Source organism: Virgibacillus sp. FSP13 (assembly GCF_054048505.1).
The window spans coordinates 170702-192422 of sequence record NZ_JBSVKG010000002.1; the positions used below are offsets into that span (position 1 = coordinate 170702).

At 36.7% G+C, this 21721-nt stretch carries 26 protein-coding genes; 13 read left to right on the top strand and 13 right to left on the bottom strand.

Annotated features, from left to right (window positions below; translation table 11 throughout):
* The first annotated feature begins 7 nt into the window (after positions 1-7).
* Complete coding sequence (locus ACW2QC_RS02675; protein ID WP_457542439.1) at positions 8-880, top strand: 5'-3' exonuclease; 873 nt, start codon at positions 8-10, stop codon at positions 878-880.
* Positions 881-915: 35 nt separating this feature from the next.
* Here ACW2QC_RS02675 and ACW2QC_RS02680 read toward each other — a convergent pair whose 3' ends face one another.
* A complete protein-coding gene (locus tag ACW2QC_RS02680) occupies positions 916-1248 on the bottom strand; it encodes a hypothetical protein (protein ID WP_457542440.1) in 333 nt (110 codons plus the stop codon).
* Between the two features lie 84 nt (positions 1249-1332).
* Between ACW2QC_RS02680 and ACW2QC_RS02685 the strand changes: the two genes are divergently transcribed.
* Both ACW2QC_RS02685 and ACW2QC_RS02690 read left to right on the top strand, forming a co-directional pair.
* Positions 1333-2058, top strand: coding sequence for a DUF421 domain-containing protein (locus ACW2QC_RS02685; RefSeq protein ID WP_457542441.1), 726 nt, complete (start codon positions 1333-1335; stop codon positions 2056-2058).
* A gap of 87 nt (positions 2059-2145) precedes the next feature.
* The gene (locus ACW2QC_RS02690; protein WP_106497485.1) at positions 2146-2352 is read left to right on the top strand and encodes a DUF1657 domain-containing protein; all 207 of its coding nucleotides are present in this window, start codon (positions 2146-2148) and stop codon (positions 2350-2352) included.
* Positions 2353-2479: 127 nt separating this feature from the next.
* Here the strand turns inward: ACW2QC_RS02690 and ACW2QC_RS02695 are convergent, their stop codons facing one another.
* Positions 2480-2656, bottom strand: a complete 177-nt coding sequence (locus ACW2QC_RS02695; RefSeq protein WP_457542442.1) for a hypothetical protein — start codon at positions 2654-2656, stop codon at positions 2480-2482.
* A gap of 217 nt (positions 2657-2873) precedes the next feature.
* Between ACW2QC_RS02695 and ACW2QC_RS02700 the strand changes: the two genes are divergently transcribed.
* On the top strand, positions 2874-4208 hold the full coding sequence (locus tag ACW2QC_RS02700; protein WP_457542443.1) for a D-serine ammonia-lyase: 1335 nt from the start codon (positions 2874-2876) through the stop codon (positions 4206-4208).
* A 102-nt stretch (positions 4209-4310) separates the two neighbouring features.
* On the opposite strand, the gene ACW2QC_RS02705 is transcribed toward ACW2QC_RS02700, so the two are convergent.
* The 3 genes from ACW2QC_RS02705 to ACW2QC_RS02715 all read right to left on the bottom strand — a co-directional run bounded on the left by ACW2QC_RS02705 (position 4311) and on the right by ACW2QC_RS02715 (position 5710).
* Positions 4311-4469, bottom strand: coding sequence for a hypothetical protein (locus ACW2QC_RS02705; protein ID WP_457542444.1), 159 nt, complete (start codon positions 4467-4469; stop codon positions 4311-4313).
* 113 nt (positions 4470-4582) lie between these two features.
* A complete protein-coding gene (locus ACW2QC_RS02710; RefSeq protein WP_457542445.1) occupies positions 4583-5323 on the bottom strand; it encodes a hypothetical protein in 741 nt (246 codons plus the stop codon).
* Positions 5324-5416: 93 nt separating this feature from the next.
* Positions 5417-5710: a phospholipase gene (locus tag ACW2QC_RS02715; protein ID WP_457542446.1), complete on the bottom strand. Its 294-nt coding sequence runs from the start codon at positions 5708-5710 to the stop codon at positions 5417-5419.
* 160 nt (positions 5711-5870) lie between these two features.
* Here ACW2QC_RS02715 and ACW2QC_RS02720 point away from each other — a divergent pair, with 160 nt between their 5' ends.
* Entirely contained in the window at positions 5871-6482 is a 612-nt protein-coding gene (locus tag ACW2QC_RS02720) for a YitT family protein (protein WP_457542447.1), read from the top strand.
* A gap of 3 nt (positions 6483-6485) precedes the next feature.
* On the opposite strand, the gene ACW2QC_RS02725 is transcribed toward ACW2QC_RS02720, so the two are convergent.
* Together ACW2QC_RS02725 and ACW2QC_RS02730 are read right to left on the bottom strand one after the other, a co-directional pair.
* Entirely contained in the window at positions 6486-7703 is a 1218-nt protein-coding gene (locus ACW2QC_RS02725; protein ID WP_457542642.1) for an MFS transporter, read from the bottom strand.
* Positions 7704-7756: 53 nt separating this feature from the next.
* Positions 7757-8257 (bottom strand): DUF3231 family protein, encoded by a 501-nt coding sequence (locus ACW2QC_RS02730; protein ID WP_457542448.1) that lies wholly within the window; start codon positions 8255-8257, stop codon positions 7757-7759.
* Between the two features lie 191 nt (positions 8258-8448).
* Between ACW2QC_RS02730 and ACW2QC_RS02735 the strand changes: the two genes are divergently transcribed.
* Genes ACW2QC_RS02735 through ACW2QC_RS02745 form a run of 3 tightly spaced genes read left to right on the top strand, consistent with a single transcriptional unit; the run spans position 8449 to position 10979 of the window.
* Positions 8449-9411 carry a sulfonate ABC transporter substrate-binding protein gene (locus ACW2QC_RS02735; protein WP_457542449.1) on the top strand — a complete coding sequence of 321 codons (963 nt, stop codon included), beginning with the start codon at positions 8449-8451 and terminating at the stop codon, positions 9409-9411.
* A gap of 39 nt (positions 9412-9450) precedes the next feature.
* Complete coding sequence (locus ACW2QC_RS02740) at positions 9451-10194, top strand: ABC transporter permease subunit (protein WP_457542643.1); 744 nt, start codon at positions 9451-9453, stop codon at positions 10192-10194.
* Positions 10182-10979, top strand: coding sequence for an ATP-binding cassette domain-containing protein (locus tag ACW2QC_RS02745; RefSeq protein WP_457542450.1), 798 nt, complete (start codon positions 10182-10184; stop codon positions 10977-10979). Before ACW2QC_RS02740 ends, ACW2QC_RS02745 begins: the two co-directional genes overlap by 13 nt.
* 22 nt (positions 10980-11001) lie before the next feature.
* On the opposite strand, the gene ACW2QC_RS02750 is transcribed toward ACW2QC_RS02745, so the two are convergent.
* Both ACW2QC_RS02750 and ACW2QC_RS02755 read right to left on the bottom strand, forming a co-directional pair.
* A complete protein-coding gene (locus ACW2QC_RS02750) occupies positions 11002-11280 on the bottom strand; it encodes a YqhV family protein (protein ID WP_106497478.1) in 279 nt (92 codons plus the stop codon).
* A 250-nt stretch (positions 11281-11530) separates the two neighbouring features.
* Positions 11531-11641 (bottom strand): YjcZ family sporulation protein, encoded by a 111-nt coding sequence (locus ACW2QC_RS02755; protein WP_457542451.1) that lies wholly within the window; start codon positions 11639-11641, stop codon positions 11531-11533.
* 374 nt (positions 11642-12015) lie between these two features.
* Between ACW2QC_RS02755 and mutM the strand changes: the two genes are divergently transcribed.
* The 3 genes from mutM (at position 12016) to ACW2QC_RS02770 (ending at position 15033) form a co-directional block, all read left to right on the top strand.
* Positions 12016-12819: a bifunctional DNA-formamidopyrimidine glycosylase/DNA-(apurinic or apyrimidinic site) lyase gene (gene mutM, locus ACW2QC_RS02760; protein WP_457542452.1), complete on the top strand. Its 804-nt coding sequence runs from the start codon at positions 12016-12018 to the stop codon at positions 12817-12819.
* Between the two features lie 11 nt (positions 12820-12830).
* Complete coding sequence (locus ACW2QC_RS02765; protein ID WP_457542453.1) at positions 12831-13685, top strand: deoxyribonuclease IV; 855 nt, start codon at positions 12831-12833, stop codon at positions 13683-13685.
* A gap of 334 nt (positions 13686-14019) precedes the next feature.
* The gene (locus tag ACW2QC_RS02770; protein ID WP_457542454.1) at positions 14020-15033 is read left to right on the top strand and encodes a potassium channel family protein; all 1014 of its coding nucleotides are present in this window, start codon (positions 14020-14022) and stop codon (positions 15031-15033) included.
* Between the two features lie 98 nt (positions 15034-15131).
* Here ACW2QC_RS02770 and ACW2QC_RS02775 read toward each other — a convergent pair whose 3' ends face one another.
* On the bottom strand, positions 15132-15710 hold the full coding sequence (locus ACW2QC_RS02775) for a Uma2 family endonuclease (RefSeq protein WP_457542455.1): 579 nt from the start codon (positions 15708-15710) through the stop codon (positions 15132-15134).
* Positions 15711-16088: 378 nt separating this feature from the next.
* A complete protein-coding gene (locus tag ACW2QC_RS02780) occupies positions 16089-16661 on the bottom strand; it encodes a Uma2 family endonuclease (protein ID WP_457542456.1) in 573 nt (190 codons plus the stop codon).
* A gap of 240 nt (positions 16662-16901) precedes the next feature.
* On the opposite strand from ACW2QC_RS02780, the gene ACW2QC_RS02785 reads away from it, so the two are divergent.
* Positions 16902-17738: an LAGLIDADG family homing endonuclease gene (locus ACW2QC_RS02785; RefSeq protein WP_457542457.1), complete on the top strand. Its 837-nt coding sequence runs from the start codon at positions 16902-16904 to the stop codon at positions 17736-17738.
* Between the two features lie 200 nt (positions 17739-17938).
* On the opposite strand, the gene ACW2QC_RS02790 is transcribed toward ACW2QC_RS02785, so the two are convergent.
* Positions 17939-19006 (bottom strand): citrate/2-methylcitrate synthase, encoded by a 1068-nt coding sequence (locus ACW2QC_RS02790; RefSeq protein WP_457542458.1) that lies wholly within the window; start codon positions 19004-19006, stop codon positions 17939-17941.
* A gap of 112 nt (positions 19007-19118) precedes the next feature.
* Between ACW2QC_RS02790 and ACW2QC_RS02795 the strand changes: the two genes are divergently transcribed.
* Entirely contained in the window at positions 19119-19997 is an 879-nt protein-coding gene (locus ACW2QC_RS02795) for a LysR family transcriptional regulator (RefSeq protein ID WP_457542459.1), read from the top strand.
* Between the two features lie 33 nt (positions 19998-20030).
* Here the strand turns inward: ACW2QC_RS02795 and ACW2QC_RS02800 are convergent, their stop codons facing one another.
* Positions 20031-21560: an FAD-dependent oxidoreductase gene (locus ACW2QC_RS02800; RefSeq protein WP_457542460.1), complete on the bottom strand. Its 1530-nt coding sequence runs from the start codon at positions 21558-21560 to the stop codon at positions 20031-20033.
* Positions 21561-21721: the final 161 nt, after the last annotated feature.

A 21721-nucleotide genomic window follows, 5' to 3' on the forward strand; every position in this document is an offset into this window, starting at 1 on the left:
GTTGAACATGGCAAGAACACAAAACGTATTATTAGTTGATGGAATGGCCTTGTTATTTAGAGGATTTTATGCAACGGCATTTCGCGGCAATTTCATGAAGACTAGTAAAGGAATACCAACAAATGGGATTTATCAATTTTTGCGGTATTTCCTTGATGCAGTGGATCGTTTTGAACCAACACATGTTATTTGCTGTTGGGATATGGGAAGCAAAACATTTCGTACTGATTTATATGCAGGCTATAAAGCGAATCGAGGCGCGCCGCCTGAGGAACTAATCCCTCAATTTGATTTAATTAAAGAAGTGGTCGAAGCGTTTAATATGCCAAATGTTGGAATGGAAAATTTTGAGGCTGACGATTGCATTGGTACCCTTGCAAGACATTACGCGATCGAAGGAAATGATGTCATAATTCTAACCGGGGACCAGGATATATTGCAACTTGTCGATGATGGCATTCGTGTGGCGATCATGAAAAAAGGACAAGGTAATTATGATGTATTTGATAGCGATAATTTTTATGAAAAACGCGGGATTTCCCCGAAACAAGTGATCGATTTAAAAGGATTGATGGGGGATACTTCTGATAATTATCCTGGTGTAAAAGGAATTGGCGAAAAAACAGCATTAAAGCTTATTAAAGAATATGACTCGATTGATAATATATTAGAACATATAGATCAATTACCGAATGGAATCCGAACAAAAATTAAAACCAATCTGGAGATGCTGCAATTATCGAAGGAATTGGCTGAAATAAAATGTGACGTACCCGTAAGTTGCCCATTGGAAACAGCGGTATGGCAATATGATCAAGCGAAAGTTAATAATAAATTTGCTGAGCTAGAATTTAAACATTTAGCAAAATTAATTGGATAACCAAGAAAGCGGGTAGTTCGCTAACTTAATGGTAACTACTCGCTATTTTTATGAATTAACATTTCCCATGTCTTCTTTAACTTTTTCCACTTTTTCATTGATTTTTTCTTATCCATAACGATTAACGTCTTTCCTATTTTTTCTACTTGTTGATCCATTTTTTTATATTTCTTTCGATCTAACCGGTAATTGAGCAAATGCAAGTAATCGTCAAGATTCTTCACTTCATCCCATGCTTTATCCCAGGAAGATTGGGTTGTATATGTCATACCTTTATGAATGCTTTTTGACACCTCTGTCTCTTTTGGCAGCCCGCAACCTGCAAGGAGAAATACAATTAAAATGAATACAGTACAAGATTTTTTCATCTCGTTTCACTCCTTCGCCACTTATTATTGGATGATTCATGAGAAATTATAAATTGGGTCATACTAAATTTTGAGGTGATAAGATTGGAATTTGCTTTTCTTTACATATGGAATCCAATAGCTGTTTTTCTTGTAGGATATATTTTATTACGTATCATGGGAAAAAAAGCTGTTTCGGAAATGACTAGTTTTGATTTATTAGTTGTTTTGATTTTGGGAACAGTTATTTCGGAACCGATTGTAACGAAAAGGTTGGGAATTGCTTCCTATTTTGCTGTAGCTATTTCGATTGTCTATTTAATTTTTTCTTTTCTAAATCTGAACAATAAATTTAAAAAGGTACTTACAAGTTCACCAACTGTACTAGTTAGAAACGGAGATATCGATGAACAAGGACTTCGTAAAGTAAGAATTCCAGTCGAAGAATTGCTGGGACAACTTCGGAAAAAGGGATATGCGAGTGCTTCTGAACTTGCGTTGGTTGTGCTGGAGGAAACTGGACAACTTAGTGCAATACCAATGTCTGATAAACGTCCACTTCAACCAAGTGATTTAAACATGTCACCAAGTCCAACCTTTATACCAATTCCGATTATTATTGACGGAGAATTAGTTGAACATAATTTGAAGTACATCAAAAAAGATAAAGAATGGCTGGAGAATCAATTGCAATCCTATAACATTACACTTGAGCAGATGCAAAATGTTACATTAGCAACGTTGAATCAAAAAGGGTATCTGGATGTTGATACAACAAACATAAATCATAACGAGGGTTCAAATAATTATAAGCCGGGTAATGACAACTAGGATAGGATTAGCCATTTTTTTCATCGGTAACTGGCTTATATAAAAAATGTTACTGGAGAAATTAATACGGAGGGAGGTGATTTAGACATGACAGTCGGTACAAAAATGCAGCAAACCATTGCAAGTTGCGAAAGTACGCTTGCAAATTTACACAGTTTCTCATTGGAAACACAAGATCAAAATGCAAAACAAATGTTCCAAAATATGGCACAGCAACAACAAACTGTTCTTGACAATCTAAATGCACGTTTGCAATATATGCAATCGGAGGAACCTCAATATAAACAACAATAATGTTAGCAAATAAAAAGATCATCAATAGTTGATGATCTTTTTATTGATACTTAAAGGGCTTGGGCTTACATAAGAAAACCTGTATTTCGAATGATGAAGCCATTCGTAATACAGGTTTGTGGTGCAATTATTTACGATTGTTCCGTCTGTTATTATTGTTATTTCGGTCATTGTTGTTATTAAAATCATTCTCGTCTAGAAATTCATTTTCATTTGCAAATTCAACATTATTAATATCCTGATTGTTGTTGTCATTATTATTGTTACGATTTCTGCGATCGAAATTGTTATTGTTTTTGCCCATGTTTAAGCCCTCCTAATAGTTGGTGCAGACTTGAATTTGTCTACACAACTATTTTGTCCCGTTATAAAGAAATAACCCCTATATTTTTTAGGTTTAGCATTACCAATAAGTACCGTTAAAAAGCATCTAGATCAACCCGTCATTTATTTTATGTTAAAGTAAATATAATGAGGGAAAATAAAAAATATCGGTCAGAAGGTAGAAGGGGATGGATTACATGGTTTTCTCACAAAAAGTCATAACTAAATGGAAAGCTAACTATCCGTTATTAAGTGAAATTATTGATTTACACCCTGTATGTTGGTTAAATCCATTTTTTAAACATGAAGCAGATTTACCATCATTGCCGGTGAAAAGAATGGATATAGAAGAAGCAGCAGATTTATGGAAACGCTTTATTCCGTTTCTTGAAAAAGAATTTCCAGAAACAAAGGAAACAAATGGTATTATTGAATCACCATTAAAGAAGATTCCTGTCATGAAGAACGCACTTAAACGAAACAGTTCTGTCCCTTTAGATGGTGAGCTTTATTTGAAATGTGATAACGAACTTCCGATTGCTGGATCGATAAAAGCAAGAGGGGGGATCTATGAAGTATTGCAGTATGCAGAAAAACTGGCAATACAAGCAGGACTAATCACTACAAATACGAATTATGAAGCTTTTGCCAGTGAACCATTTAAAAAATTTTTTCAGCAATACTTTATCGGTGTTGGTTCAACCGGAAATTTAGGGCTAAGCATTGGCATTATCAGTGCAAAGCTAGGATTTCATGTATCTGTTTATATGTCTGCAGATGCAAAGCAATGGAAAAAGGATTTACTTCGCGCAAATGGGGCAACAGTTCTTGAATTTGCGGGAGATTTCAGTGAGGCAATAAATGAAGGCAGACAAAAAACGCTCGCTGATCCAAAGGGTTATTTTGTTGACGACGAAGATTCGAAGCATTTGTTTTTAGGGTATAGTGTTGCAGCATTACGACTGCAAAAACAATTGAAAGAAAAAAATATCAACGTTGATCGTGATCATCCTCTATTCGTTTATTTACCCTGTGGTGTAGGGGGCTCTCCAGGAGGGGTTACATTCGGACTAAAACAGGTCCTTGGTGACCATGTTCATTGTTTCTTTGTGGAACCAACACATTCTCCGGCAGTATTAATCGGCATCATGACAGGTGAAAAAGAGAAAGTGTGTGTTCAAGATTTTGGAATTGATAATCATACAGAGGCAGATGGATTGGCAGTCGGACGGCCATCTAAGTTTGCAACATCAATAAGCGAACATTTAATTAGCGGGATTTACACGATAGAAGATGATGAATTGTACAAATTGCTTTATATGCTTGCTGGAAGTGAGAATATTTATTTGGAGCCATCTGCAACCGCGGGTCTTCGAGGTCCTGAAGAGGTGGCTCAATCAAATTATATGGAGAAACATAATCTAAATCCTAAACAGGCAACACATATCGCATGGGCGACAGGTGGTGCGCTTGTCCCTGAGGATGATATGAAGCGTTTTTATGAGAAGGGAAAGAAGCTTTTTCAAGGTTAATTTTTACGTATTCATTATTTACGATCAACCAACGAGAGAAAAGGGATGGGGAGACACTTCTCCCATCCCAATTTGATTGTTTTACTCCATTAACTGAATTGATTAAGCCACTTTTGGTCCGTCATTCTTGTCATCATTTTCTTTGACATACTTCTGCTTCATTTCCCAAAATTCAATTTGTGGAAAACCCCAATAAATCCAATAATCATGAACTAGTGTTACTCCGACAAAAATAAGCATATGCCAATCTAGAGATTTCATGGACCTTCCCCCTCTCCCTTATATAAATTATTAAGGAATCAACTTGTCTAAGAACGTTAATGGCTTATGTTTAAATAGGGTGTTTTTAGAATGCTATTTTTAAACGAATCCGATTAATCAAAGTAACTAGCCAAACCCCTTTTCAATCCCTCTTTATTTAACATGAATTGTTTGTGACGGTGACCATTTGCACCTGATGGATGTGGAAAACCAGTAAGCAAACAACCATCCAGCTGATTCTTAGATGCAAAGTGAGATAAAACTTTTGATACTGTTACACCTAATGGAATGATCACAGGATTTTTTAGACGGGATACGTCATTCACAAAACAATCCTGTACATACCTGCAAAGCATATTATTTGAAAGCAAACGGGGGGTGGAGCCGGTATAATTTTTGTTTTTGTAAAAGACAGGGTAGGGGATAAGACCAGTCGTATGAAGAAAATGGTTCTTATCGCCAAACAATTCTGCTGAGGTATCCAACCCTAAATAATTAGGTAAGCCTACTTCATCAAGCATCCAAATCAAATTTTTCCGCATTGGCCCTTCATAGCTTGATGCAAGTTTTGCCTGATGTAGGATTGATTCATTATCAAGCCCAGTGCTTTTGAGTTGTCTTGTTTTTAAATATGCCTTTTGCATTTGGTGTAAACCTGGTGTAATGCCAACAATCAAAATAATAGCATCATCATTAATATATTCAACTGGCGAGTAGTAAATGGACAACTTCTTGTCAGGAGATTGCTCCAGTAAAAATTGTTTTGCGATGATTTCATCTTTTTTTAGCGGTAAGGATAGAGAAAAAATCGCATCTTTAAATAAATGAAATTTTGCGTAGTTAGTTATTCCCATTGTGACCCTCGTTTTTTCCTATTTTGCTTTATTTTACTTTTATCATACTCTAGATTTCAATAATAAAAAGGCGGGTGAAGGACCCGCAGATCATTAGCACGTAAATAACGATTGTAATCTCATGTAACGATAAAGTGTCCGGGCATGACGTCCTTCTGGTGTACGAGGGTTTATCAGCGGTTGTAGACGGTGAAGAAATTCCTGATCACATCTGCATGACGGGCCATACTTCCGGTAACAGATATCATGCGCTTTACAGGCAGCATCAACAGCATTTACTGGTGCACCTGGACCACTGCAACCTGGTCCACACCAGTTGTAACCTGGAAATATACAAAATCGCGGCCCACGCCTTTTGTTTTCCCTTTCCGCAGGCATCATTATCATCTCCTCATATAAATCAATTGATATACCTTTTCTAGTATATGTTAGAGGGAATTCTATGTTTGTTTGTATTCCCTAATACAAACATTTTTCCTAAATAATTTGAATAAGTATAAGGAGGGAAGTTGTCCAATCCATAATTGAAACCCAAAGGAGGAGCCTAATGAGACAATTTTTGATGAAAAATGGACTAGTATTAACTGGTGGTGCCATTCAAGGAGTGGGGATGGGTCTGTTCTTATTTCCTAATTCAATACCATCAGGTGGAGCTGGTGGAATAGCAATTTTGTTAAATTACTGGTTCGGACTTAGTTATGGACTAGCACTTTGGGCAGTTAATTTTTCCATGCTTCTCCTTGGTGTGAATTATTTTGGGAAGCGATTTGTCTTATGGACGATTACAGGGATTACGATGACTTCAGTCTCCGTACAGTTTTTTGAACAATTTGTTGTATTAGATCGGAATCTGATTGTTGACCTTGTACTTGGTTCTATTCTCCTTGGTACGGGGATCGGGATGTTGATGCGCCAGGAGGTCTCCAATGGCGGTGTGGGAGTAGTGGCTCTTATCATTGCTTCTGGAAAGGAGATCCTGCCTGGAAAGCCACTCTTTTACATTAATTGCCTTGTCTTTCTTGTTACGGCAATGATTATTGACTGGAAAATTATTTTGCTTGCTTTTACTAGTCAGTGGATCTCAACAAGGATAGTGGATTATGTTTGTAACCTGACAGTTCATCAAAGCTATACACTTGGATGGAGAAAAAAACCATAACCTCTACATATAGTTGTAACGAAAGACTGTATTTTTGTTATCTTTCCCATCTTTCCCCTTCACATGAAGTAAGGTTAACACAAGCAAGCCGACAAGCAGTGTGAATGCAGCGATTGATAGAAACATCCCAGTCTTTGACCAATCCATTAAACGAGAAAAAATCGGCGGACCAAGTGCAACACCGAGAAAGCGGACAGATCCATATAATGATGTAACAAAGCCACGGCGCTCTTTCCCAACGGCACCGGTAATGATACTATTCACACATGGGAGAACGAGCCCAGCGCCAACACTACTGATTGCAAGTACAGCTAAAAACGGAATTAGTTTTTCCAGAAATACAAGTGATCCATAGGAAATAGTCATAAGGCAAAAACCGATTACAGAGAGTTTTTTCATCCGTTCCAAGTTCTTCCCGATTTTACTCCCGGTGATATATGATGTTGTTACCATAACAAGTAATGGGATTGCTAATATAAGCCCCTTCATGAATCCGTCAATCTTATATGTCTTCTCCAGAATGTCGGATAAATAAAAAAGGATCCCAAAAAGGGTAAATAAACAAGTTCCTCCCGCAAGATACGTAGTAAAAATCCATCTTCCTTCATGTTTAAATACACTTAATAATCCTCGAACATACTTAGGAAAGGGTGGAGGCGTCTGCCGGTTGCTTTTTTCTTTAACAAAAATAAATACGAGTAAAGCTGAAATTAAACTGAGAACCGGAAATACAAAAAAGACAGAAAACCATGTGATCAAGGCAAAAAGCGACCCGAGAACAGGTGACAGAACCTTTCCCAATCCATTAGATGATTCAAAAATCCCCAGTACACGACTTTGTTCACTTCCTTTAAATAAATCGCCAGTTAAGGCCATAGCGATTGGTGCTGTCCCCGCTGCACCAATTCCTTGTATCGTTCTACCAATTAAAACCCACATGTACGAATGCGAAAAAAAAGCAGCACCAGCACCTGCAAGTAATCCGCCAAGTCCGAATAGTATTAACGACGGAACAATAATAATTTTTCGTGAAAATCTGTCAGAAAGATAACCAATTATCGGAATTAATATAGCGGCTGCAATTGAAAAAACGGTAATCGTTAAGCTAACCTGCATTTGTGTTAGTTCTAAGGAAGATTTCATTTCCGGAAGCATCGGTATTAACATCGAATTTCCTAACGTCATAATTAGTGGGATGGATCCGATAGCGATGATGGTCATACCCTTATTTTTGGTTTTCACTTTCCTCTCCAACTCCTTGCATAGATTGTCGTTTATTTTACATTAATTGGTGGAGAAACGATCCAGCCTTTTTCTTTCATTATCTTCATGAGTTTCACCTCATACTCTTCCTTTTGTGTATGAAATTCCCCAAACATTGTCCTGATGTCTTCCCGGATAGATATTCCCATGATATAACTACAAAATATTTTCCCGGTCATTAACTCTTTTTGTACAAGGCTTGCAATTTCCGAATCATTAAACCTTGCACCGGCTGGGATATCCTGCACTTCTACGTTGGGGCGATCTGGTGGAGCGGGCGGCAGGCGAATACCAGTTTCCTTTAATATAGCTTCAACCTGTTGCTCTTCCTGGGTAAACCCGCTTTCTAGGAGTTCTTCTAAGTAAACTTTTAAATCGTTATCACCTGTATGATTGATCAAAACCTGCATGGTAACAAGTACTGCCTTTGAGCTGTGTAAGTATGACCAAAGATGAAACACTTCTCCGGAATGAAGCGGCTCCTCTTGAGGTTTACTGTTTAACATACCCATTGCATAACCCCCTCTATTTTTTATGGCATTGCATTGTCCATACATGTCAAACGCCATTGCTCATTTAGTTTTCCTAAAATGGGATAAATTATCCGAACTTGATTTTAACCGGGACAGGAACCTACGCGCTATTTATACATAGGCTAAAAACAGATGTAAATTCATTGATAAAGGGATGAGGTTTAGGGAATATGAGAAAATGGACTTCACTACTAATCATTTGCTTTTTATGTATTGTAGCGACAGGTTGTAACGTAAGTGATGATGCATCTGCTGATTCCGAACAAGATCGAGTTATTCGTATTGGCTACCAAAAAAATGGTCCTCTAGTTATTTTAAAGTCATTAGGAACCCTTGATGAACGGTTGGATTCACTTGGCTATACAGTGGAATGGAAAGAATTCCAGGCCGGACCAGCATTAGTCGAGGCATTAAATGCAGGAAGTATTGATTTTGGGAGAACAGGGAATTCACCTGTCATTTTTGCCCAGGCTGCAAATACGCCATTCCAGATTGTTGCCGCCGGAAAATCGAAATTTAGGGGCAGTGGTATCCTTGTTCCAGCCGATTCGGATATAAGCAAAATTGCTGACCTAAAAAATAAAACAGTAAGCTTTGCAAAAGGATCAAGTTCCCATTATTTAATTGTAAAAGCCTTGGAAAAATCCGGTCTAGAGTACTCTGACATAACACCTGCTTTTCTAACCCCCGGGGATGCGCGGATTGCATTTGAACAAGGGGATGTAGATGCCATGGTCGTTTGGGATCCATATACCGCATCAACTGAACTCTATTCGGAGGCAAGGTTACTTGTTAACGGAGAAGGGTTTACAACGGATCGGGACTTTTTTATAACGACTGAACCATTCGCTGAAGATCATCAAGATCAAATTGACGTCATTATGGAGGAGGTAAAAAAATCATCTGATTGGTCGAACAATAATCATGAAGAATTGACGGAAATGCTTGCTCCAATTTTAAATATTGAGGAAGATGCGATTACAAAAGCTATCGAGCGACGTATTTATGGTGTTGATCCGATAAATGGGGAAATTATTAAGGAACAACAGGAGATTGCTGATACGTTTTATCGATTGAACATTATTCCGAAAAAAATTAACGTTGCGGATGTTATGAAAGAACAATCGAAATAAGGAAGGGGGATCAGACTAGTGAGACCCAAAATAAAGGAGATGGCGATAAAAAGTATACCATGGCTTATTCCGATGTTATTGTTATTCGGATGGCAATTTCTTTCATGGGTAGGAGCTATCCCAGAACGGATACTACCAGCGCCAACAAAGGTATTCGAAGCTGCAATTGGATTATTTTCAACGGGTGAATTATTCAGCCATGTTTCGATAAGTCTTACAAGAGCATTAGCGGGATTTCTTATTGGTGGTATTATCGGCTTTTTGTTTGGTTTATTTAATGGTGTATTTCGCATTGCCGACCTACTTTTTGATACTTCCATCCAAATGCTCAGAAACATACCACATTTAGCTTTAATCCCGTTAGTTATTCTATGGTTTGGAATTGATGAAACCTCGAAAGTATTTTTAGTGGCATTAGGGGTTTTATTTCCGGTCTACATTAACACCTATCATGGTATTAAATCAGTTGATAAAGGTTTAATCGAAATGGGTAAAGCTTACGGGTTAAAAGGGGGAGCATTATTCTTTAATGTTATTCTTCCAGGTGCAATGTCCTCGATTCTTGTTGGGGTTCGTTTTTCGCTTGGGGTTATGTGGTTGACGCTGATTGTAGCGGAGACGATTTCAGCACATTCTGGAATTGGTTACATGGCAATGAACGCTAGAGAATTTATGCAAATGGATGTTATTGTGCTTAGTATTGTTTTATATGCTTTATTTGGGAAATTATCAGACGTAATTGCGAGGTCATTAGAACGGAGGTTACTTCAATGGAATACGTAATGGATTTAGGAGCGGAAGAAGGAATGAGAGTAATCCCTGAACAAAATCAAAAAAATCATATATTACTTCAGGACATTGGAAAGAGCTATGCGGACCGAACCGTTTTAGAGGGATTAGATCTTACCATTAAAAAAGGGGAATTTGTTGCTATTGTTGGGAAGAGTGGATGTGGCAAAAGTACGTTACTCCGTTTAATTGCTGGATTAGAAGGAACCAATGATGGGGAAATCCTAGTTAATGATAAACCCCTTAAACAATTAAACGAACATGCACGGATCATGTTTCAGGATGGCCGACTCTTACCCTGGAAGCGTGTCATCGATAATGTTTGTATCGGACTGCCAAAGAATGCGAAAGAGAAAGCAAAGGTAGCTTTAAAGCAGGTCGGACTTGAGGATCGGATGAAAGAATACCCAGCAAAACTATCAGGTGGACAAAAACAGCGGGTAGCACTGGCGAGAGCGCTAGTACATGACCCATCACTCTTGTTGTTTGATGAGCCGTTAGGGGCGCTTGATGCGCTTACTCGAATTGAAATGCAGGATTTGATTAGATCACTATGGCAAAAAAGTAAGTTTACCTCTATCCTTGTAACCCATGATGTAGAAGAAGCTGTCGCAATGGCAGATCGGGTCGTTCTAATTGAAAACGGAACTATAAGCCTGAATCAGACGATTAACTTACCAAGGCCACGTCAGCGTACAAATCCAGCTTTTTCTAGGTATGTAGAAGAAATTTTAGGGCGAATTATGGATCGCAAGCAAACGAAAAACTATGTGATGTAGCGGGTCGTTTTTATGCAATGGATCATCCGTTGCTTTTTATCCCATAAATAATAAATCCAACACCTAAAATAATCCAAAAAAACTTCCCAAATGATAGCTTGTCGGCAATTCCCAATATGCCAATTGCGGTTGTTATGGCTAAAATTAAAGGGCCAATTAAAGCAAGTGAAGTATTAATAATAAGTGCTTTTTCAATGTCATTGAAGCGGATCATGAGATACGCAGCAAAAACTTCGATACATCCTGAAAGTATACGTAGCAGCGCCATGCCGACAATCGTCTTTTCCAATATGGTAAACATCTTTATCCTCCTGAACCGTACTTATTAAAATATATGCATTGCTTGTACACATAAGGACTAGAAATATAAAAAGGTTTCTTTAATACGCCTATCAAAGTAGTGGGGCATATTCAAATTAACCTTTTTTGTCGGGAGTTTAATCGGTACAAAAAATGAATATTGGTTTTGATTGGATGGAAGGAAAAAGTTGGGAGAGCCGTAAAAGGCTCTCTCAACTTTTATCTGAAGGGGCTTACTTATGGCCTAAATCTTAATAAACCCCACCGCCATATCCGCCGCCTACATAGCTTGCTCCAACAATTATAAGCAAGATAAAGAGGACAACAATTAACGCAAATCCATTGTTACCACCGTAGCTCATCTAAAAATTACCTCCTTTTCAAATGGGGTTACTACTATTATATGGTTGTCAACTAAATCTGTATTGGACATATATAGAAAGGAAAGCGAAATGTGCAGAAATACTATTTGTTTAGGTGATTTATTGATGGTGACCATGCAGTAATAAAGACGTTGTTGATAATTTTGTATTTAATTGAGTGGGATGCTACTGATCATTAAAGAAACAGCGATGAAAAAGATTAAGTAGATATGATTATCCAGGGCCGATCGTTCAAAACAAGAAATAACAGCAATAACTTTGGGTCTGCAATCCATGTAGGCTTTTTTTGTAATTGATACAATGACAATAATTAGGTAATAATAATATAAAAATCTTATTATGGAGGCTCTAAAATGCCGGAACTACCAGAAATGGAAACGTATAAGTCTTTACTTGCGCAAAAGATCGATGGAAGCACAATAACCGAAGTAGCTATAAATCGGGAAAAATCAATAAATGTAGAACCAGAAACTTTTAAGAATAAGGTTCAAAATCAGAAGATCAAGGCTGTTGAAAGGAGAGCCAAATATTTACTTTTTCACCTTGAAAATGGCTCCTATTTACTGCTGCATCTCATGCTAGGTGGTTGGATGTTTTATGGAAAAGCGGATGAACAGCCGGAACGTACCATTCAAGTTCGGTTGTCTTTTGGTAACGATCATCTTTATTTTATTGGATTAAGGTTAGGGTATCTGCATCTTTTTTCAGCGGATGAGGTAAAAGATGAATTAAGTAATTTAGGTCCGGAGCCGTTAAACGTAAATTTTTCACTGGACTCTTTTTTGGACCTTGTTAAAGACAGGAGAGGTAAAATTAAAACAACTCTTATTGATCAGGAATTTTTGTCTGGAATTGGAAATCGTTATTCGGATGAAATTGCCTGGCATGCACAGCTGTTACCGGAACGGAAAATGAATGAACTGGATAACAATGAGAAAGTTCAATTGTATCAATCTATCCGCTTTGTTCTTCAGCAAGCGATTCAATATGGAGGCTACATGGATCAACCCCTATTTAAAGGAGATTCCAAAACAGGTGCCTATAATACATATGTTTACGACCGTGAAGGGGAAGCATGTAATCGATGTGGTAGGATAATTACCAAAGATGAAATTTCGTCTCGAAAAACATTTTACTGTACAGAATGTCAACGTTAGGTGGAGATTTCATGAAATTTGGCAGTCATGTTTCGATAAAAGATGGTTATTTAGGGGCAGCAGAATTAGCTGCATCGATGAACGCCTCAGCTTTTCAATATTTCCCGAAGAACCCAAGGAGTTTGTCTGTAAAAGCTTTTAATAGGGAAGACGCGAAGCTATGTAAAAATTTTTGTGCACAGAATCGCCTTGAATCTGTTGCACATATGCCTTATCCCACAAGTTTGACACCTAAAAGTGATCAGAAAAGGAATAATGTTATTCAATCATTACAAAATGATCTAGAGATTGCTGATGCATGTGGTTCGATTGGTGTAGTTGTACACTTCGGCAAGCAGATCAGCCGTGATGATCCATTAGTAAGTTATCAGTTAATGATAGACATGTTAAATGAGGTTCTTAGTAAATGGAAAGGTAATTGCAAAATACTGTTGGAAAACTCTGCGGGGAAGCCTGGATCGATTGGAACGACATTAGAAGAGCTTGTTCAGGTTCGTAGCCTATGTGACTACCCTGGAAAATTAGGATTTTGTCTGGACACGTGTCATGCCTTTGCAAGTGGATTATGGACTGGTGAAAATTGGGAGAATGTGATGAGTAAAGGAACGAAACTCGGGTATTTTGATCAGTTAAAAGTAATCCATTTTAATAATTCTAAATACGATGCCGGATCAGGTAAAGACCGACATGCCAATATTTTTGGTCACCAAGGATACATAACCGAGAGACAATTTAATCAGTTTATTAACACACCACAATTAGCGGATATTCCGTTTATTCTGGAAACACCAAAAGAGGAGATTACACATAAAGAAGAGATACGACAATTGCAGGAAAAGTGGGGAGGGGGAAAGGATAGGAGTTAGTTAATTCATAAATGTATTATGATAAATAAAATGAATTGAAATAGGTCTAATCATGTTTTACGATAAGGATCTATATTTTTTAAAAAATTAGTGAAATTGTTGACAAGCATGCTAGAATAAGAGTAAATTTTAGAGGGATTTTACGTAGAGGTTAGTAGACCATTCTATTTGTAATGGTTTTTTTGTTATGATGTAAGATAGAGTAGAAACGAAATGATTTCCGTTCTCCAAGAAGATATACTTGCTTGACCATACGGAGAAAAAGGATCTAAAGCGTTTAAATGGAAGAAGGGATGTTTTCTTCGCATTATTAAACATAGGGAGGGAAAGGCCTGTGCATTTTTTTGTAAAGTTGGGATTAAATTTAATTAAGATGAGAAACCTGACGTTATTTCTGTCTACCGTTATTTTTGTTGTTTTGTGCACCTTCATTGTTTATTTGTTAGAACCAGATAACTTTGAAAGTCTGCTAAATTCATTCTATTTTGTTATGACAACCTTTGCCACTGTAGGTTATGGCGATTATTCCCCAATGACTTTATCAGGTAAACTATTTGCTGTGCTTATGTATTTAATAGGGATTGGTTTATTGGGTGTGGTTATTGGAAAAATCATTGATGCACTTACTATTTTTAGACGGAAAAAGGAGGAAGGTAAAGTGGCCTATACAAGGGAGAATCACATTATTATTATTGGGTGGGGAAAGAAAACAGAATCTGCTGTACGCGAAATTTTAAATTCGAATTTTTCTGTGGAAGTTGTGATTATTGATACATTGCCAAAATCTCCGATTGACATTGCGTCCGATCGAGTTCATTATGTTCAAGGGGATTTATCGGAGGAAGAGACTTTTGAAAAAGCAAATATTTCCAAGGCGAAGTCAGTAATCATATTTTCGGATGACAACATTCAAGACCCATCCTTACGTGATGCTAGGACTTTAACTGTTGCAATAATAGTGGAGCGATTAGCACCAATTGTACATACAACTGTAGAAATATTGGTAGAAAAACACGTATCAAACTTTTCACATGTGAAAGTCGATGAATTTATATTATCCCAAGAAACTATCTCAAGCTTAGCGGTCCGTTCTGCAATGTATAAAGGTGTTAGTAAAGTATATTCGCAATTAATCAGTAGGCAACATGGTGAAGATCTTTTCAAGCTTCCAAAAAAGGAAAAATGGGTAACTTACCAAGATGCGTTTCATGACTTGCTAGATCAAGGCGCAACATTAATCGCAGATCATGAGCAATTAGATATTAATAGGCGATTAGATGAAAAGATACCTGATGATGCGGAGTTGTATGTGATCTGTAATAAAGAAACGTATCAAAAGATCGTCTGAAGTATCCAAAATGTAACTCTAATCTGATTATACGGATTCGGATTAACCCACGACTGTTTGCTAATTTGGGCGGTAAAGGTTTTCGAAAAATATTTCATTCAATCCAAAAAAGAAAATATATCATTAATAGAAATGGTTATATTCGGGAAGCGTGTTGATATGAAGTCTTGATTTTCACTAGAATAAATTTCCTCCAGTTGGTATGCATCTTCACGAAGTACATATTTTTCGATTGCTTGATTTTGATGGTCAACAATTAAATACTCTTGCACGCCGGCTTTTTCATAATAATTACGCTTAAGCAGTCGATCATTTCTAGATGTACTAGGAGAAAGTACTTCCACAATCATATCAGGCGCCCCGTAGCAGCGCTTTTTACGAAGTTTGCTTTTATCACATACAATGGAAATATCAGGTAGCACGGTCACATCATTTTTTCCTTTCTTTTCGTCTTTAAATGGAAAGATAACTTGAAGGTTACTTCCGTATACCTGACATGTATTTCCTTTAAGTGCGGTACCAATTTCACGAATTAAATTTGCAATGGTGGCCTCATGTTCGTGGGATGCTGGTGCCATAACAACAGGCATACCTTCATATAGTTCTGCGCGCTCTTCTTTGACATGTAGTAAAAATTCATCTAGTGTATACGTTTTATTTTTATCCAATTGAGTCAATTTGCAATCATCCTTTATAAAAATTCCGTATTTTATTTACAAGTATTACTTGTTAAGGCAACATTATTCTCTAGCTTCCGCTGTCACGATGCCTATCATTTTTAATTTTTCCTATTTTAAAAAGAGAAATAAGAGAAAAATTAACCTGACGAGAATTGTAAAGTGATTGGGATAATAAGTTTCCAAATTAGAAGCAAGAAGGTCGAGGCGGCGTAGCTTTGAGCCCCGGAATGTACATAAATAGGTTCATGAGGAGCGGACTTGCACAGGACGTGCTGGCTTCTGCGTTGGCTATTGTCGTGGGCGGTTTTAGCAGAAGTTCTTTTACCCCAACGAAGAGATTCGCCGCTTATTATTTGGTAACTTTTTGAACAACCTTTAAAAAGAAAATATATCGTCAAGAGAAAAAGTAATGTCTGGAAAGCATGTTGATACGAAAGGATGATTTTCGCTAGAATAGATTTCTTCCAGCTTAAGGGCATTTTCATGGAGTACATATTTTTCGATTGCTTGATTTTGATAATCAGTGATTAAGTATTCCTTTACACCAGCTTTCTCATAGTAATTCCGTTTAAGTAATCGGTCATTACGTCCTGTACTTGGAGATAGTACTTCGACAACCAAATCTGGTGCTCCGTAACAACGTTTATTACGTAGTTTATTTTTATCACATACAACGGAAATGTCCGGTAATACAACTACATCATCTTTTCCTTTTTTTTCGTCTTTAAATGGAAAGACAACTTGAAGATTACTGCCAAATACATAACATGTTTTTCCTTTAAGTGCGATCCCGAATTCTCCAATCATATTTGCGATGACGTTTTCATGTTCAAACGATGCTGGTGCCATAAACACTGGGGTACCTTCATATAATTCTGCACGCTCTTCATTAACATATAGTAAAAATTCATCTAGTGTATAGGTTTTGTTTTTATCCAAATGCGTCATATTTCCAAACCCCCTCTTAAATAGCCTGTGATTTATCTATATCTTAGCAAGTATTACCCCAGTCAGCAAGCACGAAATCTGTATATTTAGAATTTCATACCGTTAGTGTTGTGGAAGAATCTATATTTAATGATTAGGAAGTCCTTTTAGTGGAAATGTTGCCGTAATTGATATATTTAGAAAATTAATATATAATATACACAGAACATACGTTTTACTTGACTATTGGAGGTGTTTGGTGTGAGTAAAGGGGGATTTCGGAAAAGAACTTTAGGTGTAGATGAAATTATTAATTTGTATAAGGAAGGAAGGGGAACTACTGAAATTGGTAAACTAGCAAATGTATCAGCAAGGTACGTCCAGATGTTGCTGAAGGAGCATGATGTGAAAATGCGCCCAATTGGGAGTTGGAAACGAAAATATACCCTGAATGAAGATTATTTTAAAACGTGGTCAAATAATATGGCTTATATTTTGGGATTTTTTGTTGCTGATGGGACAATTGCGCCTGGTAATTCACAATATGTCAGCATGGCTCAGAAAGAAAAATATATTTTGGAAGATATAAAAAAGGAAGTAGGCTCGACTCAGCCACTTTATAAAAATAAAATGACAGGAGTATACCTGCTTAATTTGAACAGTAAGATTATGAAGTCAGACCTTATGAAAATTCATGGCATAATGCCTAACAAATCACATCAAATAACTTTTCCTGAAATACCTAAACAATACATGAGCCACTTTATCAGGGGGTATTTTGATGGGGATGGAACTGTGATATATCACAAGTATTTTGTCAGTATTGTTGGTGGATCCAAGGAATTTATGATTTCCCTTAGAAATGAAATTGAGACAGCAGGATTCGAAACAAATTTTACGGAACACGATACTCATTATCGAGTCTACGTTAGCGGAAGAAAGACGATAAAGCTTTTTTCCGACTGGATGTATAAAGATAAAGGTTTGTTTTTAAAAAGAAAATATAACTCATTTCAATTGGAGAGATTACCAATTGATCAACTGAAGGACAAGAAATATAAAACGCATAAAAATGCTTTAGCAAAAAGAAAAAAATAAAAAGAGGGCTGGTCAATATTTAGGGTGAGTATATTATCCTAATTTTTTATGTCGTTTTTCTAGTAGACATAATATATATTATAGGAAGTTATATTAAAATCTCCAATTCGCGTCTCAATAATCAAGTATACTAGTGATAGTGAGACAAAATAAAAAATTCACGATAAAATAAACCGTGAATTTCTTTTGTATAGTTTCTTTTATTTTTCAATATAGTTTGCACTTGGTCGAAATATTGTATTGTTATTTACCTGTTCAATTGCATGTGCACACCAGCCAACAATTCGACTTGAGCTGAAAATTGCCGTGAATAATTTTGAATCTATATTTATTGATTTCATAATTGCTGCTGCATAATATTCAACATTCGTATATAGTTTTTGATCCGGCTTATGTGATTTTAATATTTCGATCGTTTCCTTTTCTGTTTTTAATGCTAATTCAACCCAATCTGGTAATTCATCCAATGCTAAAATTTTTTCTTTAAGTGCTTCTGCGCGTGGATCAATTGTTTTGTATACACGATGTCCAAATCCCATAATTCTTTCTTTATTCTCAAGCTTCTTGTGAATTATTTCACTTATACGATTTTCTGTGGTTATTTCATCTAAAAGGTCAATTACTCCTGATGGTGCGCCACCATGTAATGGTCCTTTCATCGTACCAATTGCTGAAGTGACTGCTGAAGTAAGATCACTTTGTGTTGATATTGTGACTCTGGCTGCAAATGTGGATGCATTTAAGCCATGTTCCATCGTCATGATCATGTACGCTTCAAGTAGATGTACGTGATTTTTATTTACATCCCCGGTAAGCATATACATGAAATTTTCTACATGATTTCGTTTAGTATCTGGTTCAATTTCAGTCAAATTCCGTAATTTCCTGTAACGGTATGCAATAATTGTTGGGATAATTGCAATTAATTGAATCGCGTTATCAATATTAGAAACACGATTACTTGTTATCGAAGAAATTGCTGTTCGTAATACGTCCATTATGGATTGCTCAACTGGCAAATTATCAATGATTCGCTTCATATACATTGGTAGATGTCGATTCGCAATTAAATCGGCTTGAAACATTGCTAAGCTTTCTTCAGTTGGAAAAGTTCCATGTAATAAATAAAACGCGGTTTCTTCAAAGGAATGATTGTTTACAAGTTGCTGTATTGGTACCCCACGATATAGTAACACACCATTGTCACCATCGATATGACTTAATGCAGTTTCTACAGCAGTTACTCCTTTTAATCCTGGTTGATACATTATTCTCTCCCCTTTCCTTTTCTAACTATAAGTGTAAACCACATTTATAATTATGAAAATTTAATATTTTGTTGTATAATAATAAATATATTTTATTAATTGAGGTGTCTTAATGGACAAACGTATATTAGAGACGTTTATTCTAGCTGCAGAATGTGAAAATTTTCGCTTAGTTGCTGAAAAATTGTTTATTACACAGCCAGCTGTAACATTTCATATTAAACAATTAGAAAAAGAACTGGGCAACAAACTATTTGTTAAAAACGGAAGAAATATAATATTAACAGAATTAGGTAGGTTGTTTTACTTTGAGGCGAAGGAAATAATAGCCCAGTATAATAAAAGCATCAACACGATCAATCGTTTCCAGCAGGGTTATTATAAAACAATTCGTATTGCAATTTCAGCATTGATGGCCGATACAATTATGCCAAGTATCTTACGTCAATACACAGAGCAATACCCCCATGTGGAATTGTCTATTCAAGTTTTGGAATCAGAGCAGATTTCCTATGTAGTAGATAGTGGTGAAATCGATATAGGGTTATCCTGTTTACCTGGACTTTCAACAATTAATTCAGTAAAATTTTATGAAGAATCGGTTAGCCTTGTATGTAGTCATGATGGCTATGATGCAGAATCTGGGCCAATTATTGATGCCCAAGAACTCTTAGAAGGTCAAATTATTTTCACTGACAATCATCCAGCATACTGGGGATCCATAAAGGAACAATTGAAAACTTCTATGAGTACATATAAGTTGATGAAAGTGAATCAAGCACATATCACAAAACGTTTTGTTCTAGAGGGGATTGGGATTAGTTTTTTACCTAAATCCATCATTAATCGAGAAATGTTGGAGGGTAGATTGTTAGAGGTTCCAGTTCCTTTTATGAATTTACCGACCGCAAGCATGTATATTGTTTACAAATACGATCACCAACTTGAAAGTGATTTCGTGAAATTTATATCTAATTTTCATTTTAGCTAACAAATAAAAAGCAACCAAAATTGGCTGCTTTTACTATTCTAGTTCAATTTTATTTAATGATTCTTTGGCTGGTCCTTCAATTACTTCACCAGTATAGGAATACCTTGATCCGTGGCAAGGACAATCCCATGAACGATCACCCGAATTCCAATTGACTTCACAGCCCAAATGTTTACATGTAGTATCAACAGCATATAGATTATTATCCATATCCTTATATACGCCTGTACGCTGACCATTTATACGGGTGACGGTTGCTTCATCAGGTTCCAGGTCTTTGATATTATCGTTGGTATATTCAAGCTTACCTTTAATCAGATGTTTTGCAACATCAGCATTTGTGCTTGTGAATTTGCGAATGGCAGGATCAGCTTGAAAGCGTGATGGTGAATATAGTTTTTCATATGGACTTTCTCCCTTGACAATCAGGTCCCTAATAATTTTCGCGGCAATGGTACCATTTGTCATCCCCCATTTACGAAAACCTGTAGCGACAAGGACAGAATCTTGTTTTTCTGTGACTGGTCCGATATAAGGAACTTTATCCAAAGTGGTTAGATCCTGTGTCGACCAGCGATAAACATATTCGGATATACCAAAATGGGTTTCTGCGTAATCAGCTAATGCCTGGTAATGATCCATTGTTGACTTGCCTTGACCAGTTTTATGATTCTCACCTACAATTAGCCACAGGTCTTCACCATTAACATTAACATTTCGTACTGAGCGCGTCGGTGATTCGGCATTAATATACATGCCGCCAGGAAATTTTTGTGGAGCTTTAATGGCAATCACATAGGCTCGTTCAGGGTACATACGAGTTGGGTAAAACCCTTGGCCGTCATAAAATGGATAATGTGATGCCTCTATTACATATCGGCATGTAACACGATGGCCATCTCGCGTCACGATTGCAGGGTGTTTGTTATATTCAACATCAACCGCAGTGGTTTGTTCATAAATTTCCACACCATTTTTCTTCGCTTCTTCCACTAGTACCTTTAAGTATTTTAACGGATGAAATTGTGCCTGATCCTTCATGATTAATGCCGATTTAATTGGAATGTTTAAAGGAATGTTATCCGTTAACTCGCTAGGTATATCAAGTTGATCATACGCTTTTTTTTCGGCTTCTAGTTGAGATAAATAGGAGTTGGAATTTGTAAAGATATAGGCATCTTCCGTTTTATAATCACAGGAGATATCATGCTCTTTTATGTTTTCTTCAATTAGTTTTTTGGCTTCGATACAAGCTTGGTAATATAAAGCAGTTTTTTCTGTCCCAAAATGCTGGATGAATTCATCGTAGATAAGTCCATGCTGAGCTGTTATTTTAGCTGTTGTATGGCCAGTTGTCCCATTTAAAAGAACACCTGCATCAAGTAAAGCTACTTTCATGTTTTGCTTTGCTAATAAATATGCTGCTGTAATTCCGACGATTCCCCCACCGACAATACCTACATCAACATTGATCGATTCCTTTAGTTTTGGAAATGTTGGGAGGTTAACGGAATCACGCCAACAGGGCTCGGGAAATTGTGGCATCCTATTATTCTCTGCCATCGATATTCGCTCCTTTTATCAGTCAGTCAATACATTTTCTAGTTTCAACCAATTTGTCATCAATTATCCCTGAAAAACATTTGAAATCCTAAACTAATAGAAAAAGAACTGGGGAATTAGCTTCTTAATCCTCCAGTTCTTTTTATTGACGGTATTTAATC

Excerpts from the sequence above, each read along its gene's own strand:
- ACW2QC_RS02675 (WP_457542439.1), top strand. The coding sequence starts at position 8 with ATGGCAAGAACACAAAACGTATTATTAGTTGATGGAATGGCCTTGTTA.
- ACW2QC_RS02680 (WP_457542440.1), bottom strand. The coding sequence starts at position 1,248 with ATGAAAAAATCTTGTACTGTATTCATTTTAATTGTATTTCTCCTTGCA.
- ACW2QC_RS02690 (WP_106497485.1), top strand. The coding sequence starts at position 2,146 with ATGACAGTCGGTACAAAAATGCAGCAAACCATTGCAAGTTGCGAAAGT.
- ACW2QC_RS02695 (WP_457542442.1), bottom strand. The coding sequence starts at position 2,656 with ATGGGCAAAAACAATAACAATTTCGATCGCAGAAATCGTAACAATAAT.
- ACW2QC_RS02700 (WP_457542443.1), top strand. The coding sequence starts at position 2,874 with ATGGTTTTCTCACAAAAAGTCATAACTAAATGGAAAGCTAACTATCCG.
- ACW2QC_RS02705 (WP_457542444.1), bottom strand. The coding sequence starts at position 4,469 with ATGAAATCTCTAGATTGGCATATGCTTATTTTTGTCGGAGTAACACTA.
- ACW2QC_RS02710 (WP_457542445.1), bottom strand. The coding sequence starts at position 5,323 with ATGGGAATAACTAACTACGCAAAATTTCATTTATTTAAAGATGCGATT.
- ACW2QC_RS02715 (WP_457542446.1), bottom strand. The coding sequence starts at position 5,710 with ATGATAATGATGCCTGCGGAAAGGGAAAACAAAAGGCGTGGGCCGCGA.
- ACW2QC_RS02720 (WP_457542447.1), top strand. The coding sequence starts at position 5,871 with ATGAGACAATTTTTGATGAAAAATGGACTAGTATTAACTGGTGGTGCC.
- ACW2QC_RS02725 (WP_457542642.1), bottom strand. The coding sequence starts at position 7,703 with ATGACCATCATCGCTATCGGATCCATCCCACTAATTATGACGTTAGGA.
- ACW2QC_RS02730 (WP_457542448.1), bottom strand. The coding sequence starts at position 8,257 with ATGGGTATGTTAAACAGTAAACCTCAAGAGGAGCCGCTTCATTCCGGA.
- ACW2QC_RS02735 (WP_457542449.1), top strand. The coding sequence starts at position 8,449 with ATGAGAAAATGGACTTCACTACTAATCATTTGCTTTTTATGTATTGTA.
- ACW2QC_RS02740 (WP_457542643.1), top strand. The coding sequence starts at position 9,451 with ATGGCGATAAAAAGTATACCATGGCTTATTCCGATGTTATTGTTATTC.
- ACW2QC_RS02745 (WP_457542450.1), top strand. The coding sequence starts at position 10,182 with ATGGAATACGTAATGGATTTAGGAGCGGAAGAAGGAATGAGAGTAATC.
- ACW2QC_RS02750 (WP_106497478.1), bottom strand. The coding sequence starts at position 11,280 with ATGTTTACCATATTGGAAAAGACGATTGTCGGCATGGCGCTGCTACGT.
- ACW2QC_RS02755 (WP_457542451.1), bottom strand. The coding sequence starts at position 11,641 with ATGAGCTACGGTGGTAACAATGGATTTGCGTTAATTGTTGTCCTCTTT.
- mutM (WP_457542452.1), top strand. The coding sequence starts at position 12,016 with ATGCCGGAACTACCAGAAATGGAAACGTATAAGTCTTTACTTGCGCAA.
- ACW2QC_RS02765 (WP_457542453.1), top strand. The coding sequence starts at position 12,831 with ATGAAATTTGGCAGTCATGTTTCGATAAAAGATGGTTATTTAGGGGCA.
- ACW2QC_RS02780 (WP_457542456.1), bottom strand. The coding sequence starts at position 16,661 with ATGACGCATTTGGATAAAAACAAAACCTATACACTAGATGAATTTTTA.
- ACW2QC_RS02790 (WP_457542458.1), bottom strand. The coding sequence starts at position 19,006 with ATGTATCAACCAGGATTAAAAGGAGTAACTGCTGTAGAAACTGCATTA.
- ACW2QC_RS02795 (WP_457542459.1), top strand. The coding sequence starts at position 19,119 with ATGGACAAACGTATATTAGAGACGTTTATTCTAGCTGCAGAATGTGAA.
- ACW2QC_RS02800 (WP_457542460.1), bottom strand. The coding sequence starts at position 21,560 with ATGGCAGAGAATAATAGGATGCCACAATTTCCCGAGCCCTGTTGGCGT.